Annotated in this window: 6 protein-coding genes and 3 pseudogenes; 8 read left to right on the top strand and 1 reads right to left on the bottom strand. The window is 55.2% G+C overall.

The window, feature by feature from the left end; translation table 11 throughout:
• From BBW68_RS00450 to BBW68_RS00415, 8 genes and pseudogenes are all read left to right on the top strand, one after another.
• Positions 1-253: pseudogene (locus BBW68_RS00450) on the top strand (hypothetical protein); the annotation flags it as partial.
• Positions 254-337: 84 nt separating this feature from the next.
• Positions 338-1,042: pseudogene (locus tag BBW68_RS00445) on the top strand (methyltransferase domain-containing protein); the annotation flags it as partial.
• Entirely contained in the window at positions 1,035-2,357 is a 1,323-nt protein-coding gene (gene mukF, locus BBW68_RS00440; protein ID WP_070133545.1) for a chromosome partition protein MukF, read from the top strand. The pseudogene BBW68_RS00445 and the gene mukF, both read left to right, overlap by 8 nt.
• Positions 2,338-3,063, top strand: a complete 726-nt coding sequence (mukE, locus tag BBW68_RS00435; protein ID WP_083264702.1) for a chromosome partition protein MukE — start codon at positions 2,338-2,340, stop codon at positions 3,061-3,063. Before mukF ends, mukE begins: the two co-directional genes overlap by 20 nt.
• Positions 3,064-7,512, top strand: coding sequence for a chromosome partition protein MukB (mukB, locus tag BBW68_RS00430; RefSeq protein WP_070133543.1), 4,449 nt, complete (start codon positions 3,064-3,066; stop codon positions 7,510-7,512).
• Between the two features lie 178 nt (positions 7,513-7,690).
• The gene (gene ldtD, locus BBW68_RS00425) at positions 7,691-9,544 is read left to right on the top strand and encodes a L,D-transpeptidase (protein WP_070133542.1); all 1,854 of its coding nucleotides are present in this window, start codon (positions 7,691-7,693) and stop codon (positions 9,542-9,544) included.
• Between the two features lie 187 nt (positions 9,545-9,731).
• Complete coding sequence (mepK, locus tag BBW68_RS00420; protein ID WP_070133541.1) at positions 9,732-10,280, top strand: peptidoglycan L,D-endopeptidase MepK; 549 nt, start codon at positions 9,732-9,734, stop codon at positions 10,278-10,280.
• Between the two features lie 42 nt (positions 10,281-10,322).
• Positions 10,323-10,952 (top strand): MBL fold metallo-hydrolase, encoded by a 630-nt coding sequence (locus BBW68_RS00415; RefSeq protein ID WP_070133540.1) that lies wholly within the window; start codon positions 10,323-10,325, stop codon positions 10,950-10,952.
• Between the two features lie 101 nt (positions 10,953-11,053).
• Here BBW68_RS00415 and BBW68_RS00410 read toward each other — a convergent pair.
• A pseudogene (locus tag BBW68_RS00410) lies at positions 11,054-11,479 on the bottom strand (IS30 family transposase); the annotation flags it as partial.
• Between the last annotated feature and the right edge of the window lie 89 nt (positions 11,480-11,568).

Below are 11,568 nucleotides of genomic sequence, written 5' to 3'. Positions count from 1 at the left end.
TATCCGGGGCTGGTCAGTGGGTCACTTTATTGCGTTTCGACTGGGTATGGGCGGCAACTATCCCACCATGCTGAAGTTCAGGAAATACGTAACAGATCTCTGGCGTCGGGCGCAGAAATGCCAGCAGGATGATACGACATGGATGAAAGCTAACAGGCTGGCAGCCGCATGGCTACCGAAGGTTCGGGTTCTTCATCCATGGCCTGTAGAGCGGTTCACCGCCAGACACCCGAGGCAGGAGCCCGGTGCGTAAATAGCGCACGCCGGTATCTGTGCGGGGGTATCCGGTAACGGGTATCCCTACCGCGACATCACCAAGAGCCGCATTCTCTAAGTGATCCTCTGGCAGGATCTCGACGCGCTACCGAGCACCTTTCCGGCGGGGCCGCTTGCGGTGCTCGATGCGGGCGGGGGGAAGGGCAGACCGGTTGCGGCATGGCAGAGTGTGGTCATCGGGTGCTGCTGTGTGACTTATCGGAAGAGATAATCGGCCGCGCCAGCCGCTTAGCGCTGGAAAAAGGTGTGAGCGGCAATATGCAATTCAAATAAATTAGCGTTCAGCAGGTCGTGCAACATTTGGATAAGCTGGTTGATCTGGTATTGTTTCACGCTGTGCTGGAATGGGTGGTCGAACCGCAGCAGGTTCTGGCCGCTTTGTATGATGCGCTAAAGCCCGGTGGCGTGCTGTCATTGATGTTTTATAACGTCAACGGCCTGCTGATGCAGACCGTGGTGCTGGGCAATTTTGGTTATCTGCAGGCAGGCCTGAGCAAACGCAAAAAGAAAACTCTGTCCCCGGACTACCAGCGCGATCCGCAGCAGGTTTACGCCTGGCTTGAGGCGTGCGGCTTTAACATTGAAACGAAAACCAGCATCCGGATTTTCTACGACTATCTGCGTGATAAGACCAGGCAGAGTGAGCGGTTTGATGAAATTCTGGCCCTAGAAAAGCAGCACTGCCGCCAAGAGCTGTTTTTAAGTTTAGGACGTTACATCGACGTCACAGCGCGGAAACCCATTCAGAAGGACGAACTATGAGTGATTTTTCTCAGACTGTACCGGAACTGGTGGCCTGGGCGCGAAAAAATGATTTTTCCGTCTCGTTGCCGACCGAACGTCTGGCTTTTTTGCTGGCGATTGCCACCCTCAACGGGGAGCGCATGGATGGTGAAATGAGAGAAGGCGAGCTGATTGACGCCTTTCGCCACGTCAGCGATGGCTTTAAGCAGACCAGCGAAACGGTGCTGGTTCGCGCCAACAATGCCATCAACGATATGGTACGCCAGCGCCTGATCAACCGCTTTACCAGCGAACACTCCGAAGGTAATGCTATCTATCGCCTGACGCCGTTGGGAATTGGCATTACCGATTACTACATCCGCAAGCGCGAGTTCTCCACGCTGCGCCTGTCGATGCAGCTGTCGATTGTCGCCGGTGAGCTGAAGCATGCGGCCGATGCCGCCGCCGAAGATGGCGATGAGTTCCACTGGCACCGCAACGTATTCGCGCCGCTGAAATACTCGGTGGCGGAAATTTTCGACAGTATCGACATCACGCAGTGCATCATGGATGAGCAGCAGCAGGCGGTAAAAGACAATATTGCGCAGCTGCTGAACAAAGACTGGCGCGCGGCGATCTCCAGCTGTGAACTATTGCTGAACGAAACTTCCGGCACACTGCGCGAATTGCAGGATACGTTGGAGGCCGCGGGCGATAAGCTACAGGCCAATCTGCTGCGCATTCAGGATGCGACGATGAACAGCCCGGATCTGGGGTTTGTCGACAAGCTGGTCTTTGACCTGCAAAACAAGCTCGACCGTATTATCAGCTGGGGCCAGCAGGCTATCGATCTGTGGATTGGTTATGATCGCCACGTCCATAAATTTATCCGTACCGCTATCGATATGGATAAAAATCGCGTCTTCGCGCAGCGGTTGCGCGTCTCGGTGCAAAACCATTTTGATATGCCGTGGGCGCTCACCTATGCCAATGCTGACCGCCTGTACGATATGCGCGATGAAGAGCTGGCGCTGCGTAATGAAGAAGTCACCGGTGAACTGCCGTCAAAGCTGGAGTACGAAGAGTTTAATGAGATCCGTGAACAGCTGGCGGCAATGATTGAAGAGGCGCTGGCTATCTACAAAGCGCAGCAGAAGCCGCTGGATCTCGGCACCGTGATGCGCGAATACCTGACACAATACCCGCGCGTGCGTCACTTCGACGTGGCGAGAATTGTCGTCGATCAGGCCGTGCGCTTAGGCGTGGCCGAAGCAGATTTCTCCGGTTTGTCCGCTGAGTGGCAGACCATTAATAATTACGGAGCCAAAGTGCAGGCACATGTCATCGACAAATATTGAACAAGTGATGCCGGTTAAGCTGGCCCAAGCCCTGACTAACCCGATTTTTCCGGCGCTGGACAGCCAGTTACGTGCAGGCCGTCATATCGGCATCGATGAGTTAGATCAGCATGTTTTCCTGATGGATTATCAGGAATTTCTCGAAGAGTTTTACGCGCGCTACAACGTGGAGCTGATCCGCGCACCGGAAGGTTTCTTCTACCTGCGCCCGCGCTCCACTTCCCTTATCCCGCGTTCGGTGCTGTCCGAGCTGGATATGATGGTCGGTAAAATTCTCTGCTATCTCTACCTCAGCCCGGAACGTCTGGCCAATGAAGGGATCTTCAGCCAGCAGGAGCTGCATGATGAGCTGATGTCGCTGGCCGATGAAGGCAGGCTGCTGAAGCTGGTTAACCAGCGCTCGACCGGTTCTGACCTTGACCGCCAGAAGCTGCAAGAGAAAATGCGCGCCTCATTAAACCGCCTGCGCCGCCTTGGTATGGTGTGGTTTATGGGCAACGACAGCAGCAAATTCCGTATCACTGAATCCGTGTTCCGCTTTGGTGCGGACGTGCGCAGCGGTGACGATGCCCGTGAAGCGCAGCTGCGTCTGATCCGTGACGGTGAAGCGATGCAGCTTGACGGCGGGCTCGCGCTGGCAGATGAAACCGACGACGGCGATAGCACGGCAGAACGCAACCAGCCGGACGTCGGAGAGGAAGGATAAATGATTAAACGTGGAAAGTTTCGCTCACTGACGCTGATTAACTGGAACGGCTTTTTTGCCCGTACCTTTGACCTCGACGAGCTGGTGACTACGTTGTCGGGCGGTAACGGAGCCGGGAAGTCGACCACCATGGCGGCCTTTATCACCGCGATGATCCCCGACCTGACGCTGCTGCACTTCCGTAACACCACCGAAGCGGGCGCCACATCCGGTTCACGCGATAAATGCCTGCACGGTAAGCTGCGCCCGGGCGTGTGCTACGCCGCGCTGGACGTGATGAACTCACGTCACGAGCGGGTGATTGCAGGCGTGCGCCTGCAGCAGGTTGCCGGCCGCGACCGCAAAGTGGACATTAAACCCTTCAGCATTCATGATCTGCCAACGTCGATTAACCCGACTGAAATTTTCACCGAAACGGTGAATGCGCGCCAGGCACGCGTGCTGCCGCTCAGTGAGCTGAAGGACAAATTCGAAAGTAGAGAGAGCGTACAGTTCAAACAGTACAACTCAATTACCGACTACCACTCGGTGATGTTCGATCTCGGTATCGTGGCGCGCCGCTTGCGCTCTGCCGCTGACCGCAGCAAATATTACCGCCTGATTGAGGCCTCGCTGTACGGCGGGATCTCCAGCGCGATTACCCGCTCGCTGCGTGACTACCTGCTGCCGGAAAACAGCGGGGTGCGTAAAGCCTTCCAAGATATGGAAGCAGCGCTGCGTGAAAACCGCATGACGCTGGAAGCGATCCGCGTTACCCAGTCCGACCGCGACCTGTTTAAGCACCTGATTTCCGAAGCGACCAGCTACGTGGCAGCAGACTATATGCGCCATGCTAACGAGCGCCGCATTCACCTCGACGCTGCCATGGTGGTGCGTAACGACCTGTTCACCAGCCGTAAGCAGCTGGCCGCGGAACAGTATCGTTCGGTTGAGATAGCGCGTGAGCTGGCCGAGTATAACGGTGCAGAAAGCGATCTAGAAACCGATTATCAGGCCGCCAGCGATCACCTCAACTTGGTGCAAACCGCGCTGCGTCAGCAGGAAAAAATTGACCGCTATGATGCCGATCTCGAAGAGCTGACCTTCCGTCTGGAAGAGCAGAACGAAGTGGTGGCTGAGGCGCGTGAGCTGCAGGAAGAAAACGAAGCGCGCTGCGAAGCGGCGGAGCTGGAAGTTGACGAGCTGAAAAGCCAGCTGGCTGACTATCAGCAGGCGCTGGACGTGCAGCAGACCCGCGCTATCCAATACCAGCAGGCATTGACCGCTTTGCAGCGGGCGAAAGAGATCTGCCAGCTAAGCGACCTCAGCGTTGATAATGCTGAAGAGTGGCAGGAAACTTTCCAAGCCAAAGAGCAGGAAGAGACAAGTAACCTATTGATGCTGGAGCAGAAAATGAGCGTGACGCAGGCCGCACATAGCCAGTTTGAACAGGCTTTCAAGCTGGTAACCAAAATTGCTGGGCCGGTCAGCCGTAGCGAAGCCTGGCAGGTCGGTCGCGATCTGCTGCGTGATGCGGTTAACCAGCGCTATCACGCTGAACAGCTGCAGCCGCTGCGTACCCGCATCAACGAACTTGAACAGCGCCTGCGCGAACAGCAGGATGCCGAGCGCCTGCTAAGCGAGTTCTGCAAGCGCCACGGTAAGCAGGTTGATGCTGAAGAGCTGGAAGCCCTGCAGTATAAGCTGGAAGCTCAGATTGAGCAGCTGAACGACAGCGTCTCCGATGCCGGTGAGCGCCGCATGAACATGCGCCAAGAGCTGGAACAGCTGCGCGAGCGTATCGCCCGCCTGACTAAACAAGCGCCGCAGTGGATGGCTGCGCAGGAGATCATCTCCCAGCTTAGGGGGCAGACAGGCCAGGCGCTGGAAAACAGCCAGCAGGTTACAGAATTCATGCAGCAGCTGCTGGAGCGAGAGCGCGAAACCACGGTTGAGCGTTATGAAGTCTCTGCCCGCAAGCGTGATATTGAGCAGCAGATCAAGCGCCTCAGCCAGCCTAGCGGTGCTGGAGACGCACGTCTTAACACCCTAGCTGAGCACTTTGGCGGCGTGCTGCTGTCCGAAATTTATGATGATGTCACCATCGACGATGCGCCGTACTTCTCCGCGCTGTACGGCCCAGCATGCCATGGAATTGTCGTCCCGGACCTGTCGCTGGTACGTGAATTGCTCGACGCCATGGATGACTGCCCGGATGAGCTCTATCTGATTGAAGGGGATTCTCAGTCGTTCGATGACAGCGTGTTCAACGTTGAAGAGCTGGAAAAAGCAGTGGTGGTCAAGGCCAGCGATCGCCAGTGGCGTTATTCACGCTTCCCGAAAGTGCCGCTGTTTGGCCGCGCGGCTCGTGAGAATCAGCTAGAGCTGCTGCAAACCGAGCGGGAAGGTCTGGCCGAGCGCTACGCCACACTGTCGTTTGATGTGCAAAAAACCCAACGTCTGCACCAGTCCTTCAGCCGCTTTATCGGCAGCCACCTCGGTGTGGCCTTTGAGTCCGATCCGGAAGCGGAAATGCGCCTGCTAAACAACCGCCGCACAGAAGTTGAGCGTGCGCTGAGCAGCCATGAAAGCGAAAACCAGCAACAGCGCCAGCAGTTTGACAAGGCGAAAGAGAGCGTAGCTCAGCTTAACCGTCTGATGCCGCGCGTCAGCCTGCTGCTGGATGATTCCCTGCGCGACCGTTATGAAGAGATTCTGGAAAAGCTGGATGGAGCGCAGGAGGCGGCACGCTTTATCCAGCAGCACGACGCTCAGCTGGCGAAGCTGGAGCCGATCCTCTCCGTGTTGCAGAGCGACCCGGAACAGCATGAACAGCTGCAGCTTGATTATCAGCAGGCGCAGCAGCAGCAGCTCGATGCCCGTCAGCAGGTGTTTGCCCTGACGGAAGTGGTGCAGCGCCGCGCGCACTTCGGCTATACCGACTCTGCAGGCATGCTCGACGGTAACAGCGATCTCAACGAGAAGCTGCGCCAGCGCTTGGCGCATGCCGAAGCCGACCGTGCGCGTGCTCGCGACCAGCTGCGCCAGCATCAGGTCCAGCTGACGCAGTATTCTCAGCTGCTGGTCACGCTGAAAAGCTCCCATGACGCTAGGCGCGAAATTCTGAAAGAGCTTCAGCAGGAGATGCAAGACATCGGCGTACAGGCAAACTCCAGTGCCGAAGAGCGTGCGCGCATGTGTCGTGATGAACTGTATACCGCCCTGAGTAATAATCGTGCTCGCCGTAATCAGCTGGAAAAACAGCTGACCTTCTGTGAAGCCGAAATGGATGCTCTGCAGAAAAAACTGCGCCGCCTAGAGCGTGAATACCAGGTGGGCCGCGAGCAGGTAGTCAGTGCCAAAGCGGGCTGGGTGGCGGTACTGCGCTTGGTGAAAGACAACGGCATTGAGCGTCGTCTGCATCGCTGTGAGCTGGCGTATCTTGGCGGGGACGAGCTGCGTTCAATGTCGGATAAGGCGCTGGGTGCGCTGCGTCTTGCGGTAGCGGATAACGAACGCCTGCGCGATGTGCTGCGCCTGTCGGAAGATCCTAAGCGTCCTAAGCATAAAATTCAGTTCTTTATCGCCGTGTATCAGCACCTGCGCGAGCGTATCCGTCAGGATATCATCCGCACGGATGACCCGGTCGAAGCCATTGAGCAGATGGAGATCGAACTGAATCGTCTGACTGAAGAATTAACCGCGCGCGAGCAAATGCTGGCGATTAGCTCGCGCAGCGTATCGAACATTATTCGTAAAACCATTCAGCGCGAGCAGAACCGTATCCGCCAGCTGAACCAGGGCTTGCAGGCCGTCAGCTTTGGCCAGGTGAAGAGTGTGCGTCTAAACGTTAACGTGCGTGAGGCACACTCCACCCTGCTTGACGTCCTGTCAGAACAGCATGAGCAGCATCAGGATCTGTTTAAAAGCAATCATCTGACCTTCTCGGAAGCGCTGGCGAAACTTTATCAGCGCCTTAACCCGCAGATCCATATGGGCCAGCGCACCCTGCAGACTATCGGGGAGGAGCTGCTCGATTACCGTAACTATCTGGAAATGGAAGTCGAAGTTAACCGTGGTTCGGACGGCTGGCTACGAGCGGAGAGTGGCGCGCTGTCGACCGGTGAAGCTATCGGTACCGGGATGTCCATTCTGGTGATGGTGGTGCAGAGCTGGGAAGAGGAGTCACGCCGCCTGCGTGGGAAAGATATCTCGCCTTGCCGCTTGCTGTTCCTTGATGAAGCGGCGCGTCTGGATGCTAAATCCATCGCCACGCTGTTCGAGCTGTGTGACCGTCTGGAAATGCAGCTGATTATCGCGGCACCAGAAAACATCAGCCCGGAAAAAGGGACGACCTATAAGCTGGTGCGTAAGGTGTTTAATAATACTGAGCATGTTCATGTAGTTGGTCTGCGCGGCTTTGCTGCCGAGCCGACGGTGACCAGCAATGGAGCCGAAGCTGAAGCATAATTCTAGACTAAAGATATAAAAAATGATGGCGTGCAGTGGTAAAATCTCTGCTGCCAGATTACTCCGAATAACGGCATTTGCAACGGAAGAGGCAGATGCCGTTTTCTGTTTCTATACTTATAACAATGACTAACTGCTGCTGTTCTTTGATTCAGCTGGCTTACACAGGGGGCAAGGGATGTTGCTGAAGAAATTGTTATCCGCTGAGGCCGTTGCGCTTGGCTACTGTTTGATGTTCGGACTGACATACATGTCCCCCGCGGCAGCAGGCATTCCACCTTTATCCGCACCTTTGTCATCGACTGTTAGCGTGGTTCAGAGCCAGGCACAAATCAGTGCGGCTTTCCCTCACGGGAGCACGCCGTTTTATCTGAAGAATCTTACTTTACTGTATGCCGTAAACGGTATGCGCCTGATGTGGCAGGATCAACAGGCCGTGCAGCAGTTCCAGCAACAGCTGGCTGAGGTTGCGCTTTCCGGCGTGCAGCCGCAATTCACCAATTGGGTAAAACAGCTGACCGATCCGCAGATCAGCGGGCTGGCGCGTGATGTTGTGCTGTCTGATGCTATGCTGGGCTATCTGCAATTCACCTTCAACGTGCCTAGCAAGGGTGAAGTCTGGCTGTATAGCAATGCCCCTTACAAAATGGAAGCCCCGTCAATGGAGGCCATCAATCAGTGGAAGCGCGCCATGGCACAGGGCAATCTCAGCGGCTTTGTGCAGTCCTTGGCTCCGCAGTACCCGAAATATGCCCTGATGCATCAGGCGCTGAAAACCCTGCTGGCGGATGCGCGCCCGTGGCCGCAGCTGCGTGATAAACAAACGTTAAGACCGGGGCAGGTGAGTGATGATGTCCCGGCGCTGCGCGATATTTTACAGCGCACCGGCATGATGTCTGTCGCCAATAAGCCGCCGAAACCGACCGCCGAAGTGGTCAGGGCCGTTGATGCGCCGCTGGTGCATGACGATGATAACACACAGCCGGATGCTGTCGTGCAGCAGCAGAGAGAGACCAACGCGGTTGTTAGCCCCTCCGCTACTGCCACCACAGATATTCCCCCGCCTGCGGTGCCGAATAATTTCGGTAACGTGCCGGGCGAATCTATCCTGGTCAATGGAGACAATGTCTACACGTCAGAGCTGATTGAGGCGCTGAAACGCTTCCAGCGCTGGCAGGGGCTGGAAGCGGATGGCGCAATTGGCATGCGCACCCGCGAGTGGCTAAACGTCTCGCAGCAGCAGCGTGCTTCGCTGTTGGCGCTGAACATTCAGCGTCTGCGTCTGTTACCCGATGATATGCATAATGGCATCATGGTGAATATCCCGAACTATTCCTTGGCTTACTACGTTAACGGCAGCGAGATTTTATCCTCGCGGGTGATCGTTGGCCGCCCGGACCGTAAAACGCCGTTGATGCGCAGCGCGCTGAATAATGTGGTCCTCAACCCGCCGTGGAATGTCCCAACCACGCTGGTGCGCAAAGATATTGTGCCGAAGGTGAAACAGGATCCGATGTACCTGTACAAACACGGCTACACGCTGCTGTCAGGCTGGAATAGCGATGCGCAGGTGATCGACCCCTCGATGATTGACTGGAGTATGGTTTCGGCGGCCTCGTTCCCGTATCGCATTCGCCAGGCTCCGGGGGCCACCAACTCGTTAGGGCGCTACAAGTTTAATATGCCAAGCTCGGAGGCTATCTATCTGCACGACACGCCTAATCACGGCCTGTTCCAGAAAGATATTCGTGCGCTCAGCTCAGGCTGCGTACGCGTGAACCGCGCCTCGGATCTCGCTAACCTGCTGTTACAGGATGTGGGCTGGGATGATTCGCGCATCAGCAGCACGCTGAAACAGGGCGAAACGCATTTCGTTTCGATCCTCCACCGCATTCCGGTTAACCTCTATTACCTGACCGCTTGGGTAGCAGATGATGGCCAGCCGCAATTTCGTACAGATATTTACAATTATGATATGACAGCGCGTTCAGGCATTCAGATCCTGACGCAGGCTGGTCAATTATTACTCTAATTGTTGATTATCCAGCAGTTCCGCCCGTGGGGAGCTCTCCGGTCAGTTGGCTGGCGCAGAGGCATTGAATGCGATCTCTGCGTCACTCTCTTTTGCGCCGAGTTGACGGATATTTTCTCCCCCGGTAAAGTTCGAACGGTGCAGTAAATGCATCGTTCCGAATCCTTCAGCTAGGTAATACAGATTCATGGATAAATTTGACTCAAATCGTCGTAAGTGGTTAGCACTGGGCGGCGCTGCACTCGGTGTGGCACTTCTTCCCAGACGGGCTTTTGCCTCGCTTTCTACTGCTCGTCCTCGTGTGCTGACCCTCAGCAACCTGAACACCGGTGAAAGCCTCAAAACTGAGTTTTTCAATGGAAAAAGTTATGACAAGGATCAATTAGCGCGCCTGAATCACTTTTTCCGTGACTACCGGGCCAACAAAAGTAAGAACATAGATCCCCACCTGTTCGATCAGCTTTACCGCCTGCAGACCATGCTTGATACACGTAAACCCGTGCAGTTAATCTCCGGTTATCGTTCGCTGGCCACCAACAACTCGCTGCGTTTGCACAGCATAGGCGTGGCAAAGCACAGCTATCACACCCTAGGTCAGGCAATGGATTTCCACATTGAAGGAATTTCGTTAAGCAATATTCGCAAAGTTGCACTTTCGCTACGTGCAGGCGGTGTAGGATACTACCCGAACAGTAACTTTGTGCATATTGATACCGGTCCGGTCCGGAACTGGTAGAACTAAATTCCGGGCACCTGTGGTGGCCGGTATCGGAGAGTTATGGACTATCACATTATTCCGGTCACCAGGTTCGCCCAGAACTGTTCGGTGATCTGGTGTGCGGAAACTCGCGAAGCCGCGCTGGTGGACCCGGGCGGTGATGCGGAAAAAATCAAACGCGAAGTCGCTGATTTGGGCGTTAAGCTCACCCAGATTCTGTTAACGCACGGCCATCTTGACCATGTTGGTGCGGCCGCTGAGCTGGCGCAACATTATCAGCTACCCATTATTGGCCCACATATCGCCGATAAATTCTGGCTGGACGCGTTGCCGAAGCAAAGTGAAATGTTTGGCTTTGCCACTTGCCTACCGCTGACGCCGGATCGCTGGCTGGAAGAGGGGGAGACGGTAAAGGTAGGCAATACCACGCTTGAAATCCTGCTGTGCCCTGGCCATACGCCAGGACATATGGTCTTCTTTGACCACGCAGGCCGCCTGCTGGTTTCTGGCGATGTAATTTTTAACGGTGGGGTTGGGCGTTCAGACTTCTCTCAGGGCAGCCACAGCGACCTGATTGCCTCTATTCACAACAAACTCCTGCCGTTGGGTGACGATGTGACCTTTATTGCAGGTCATGGCCCGATGTCGACGCTCGGGCGTGAACGTATCAGCAACTTGTTCCTGCAATAGTCGCAATGAAAAAAGGTGACCGCAAAACGACCACCCTTTAGGGCCTATTCCCAGTCGAAACGCAACAAAACGGCAGGGGGTTATGCTGCCTGTAAGTGCGTTTAAAATACCTCATTGGGGAAGCGATAGCCCAGAGATTTTCTCCCTCGTGTGTTGAGGATATGTTCGAGTTCAGTCATCTTTCGATGACTCACCTGATTGAAGTCCGTTCCCTTGGGATAAAAGCGGCGTATCAGCCCGTTCGTGTGCTCATTCACCCCCAGTTCCCAAGAGTGATAAGGCCGTGCAAAGAAGACTTTTGCTTCGGTAACCTGCGCGATTTGCTTATGCTGCGCGAACTCAGAGCCATTATCCGCCGTCAGTGTTTTGAACTCACAGAAGGTATTCGCTACGATGTCGCTGAACGCCTCCACGACGCTCTTTGCGCGCTTATTCGCCAGTCTACGGATAATGACCTGTTTTGTGGCTTTATCCACCGTGGTCAGCAGGAATGACTTCCGGTCTTTGCCAAAAATCGTATCGATTTCAAAATGCCCGAGATGTAGTGGTCAACTAATACTGGCCACAGCATTAGACTGTAAGTAGTACAGTCGCTCAGATTCGTTGGGCGTCAGAC

It is taken from the genome of Candidatus Erwinia dacicola (assembly GCF_001756855.1).
In the GTDB taxonomy this organism is placed as follows: Bacteria; Pseudomonadota; Gammaproteobacteria; order Enterobacterales; family Enterobacteriaceae; genus Erwinia; species Erwinia dacicola.
This window is presented reverse-complemented; position numbering and strand designations above follow the sequence as displayed.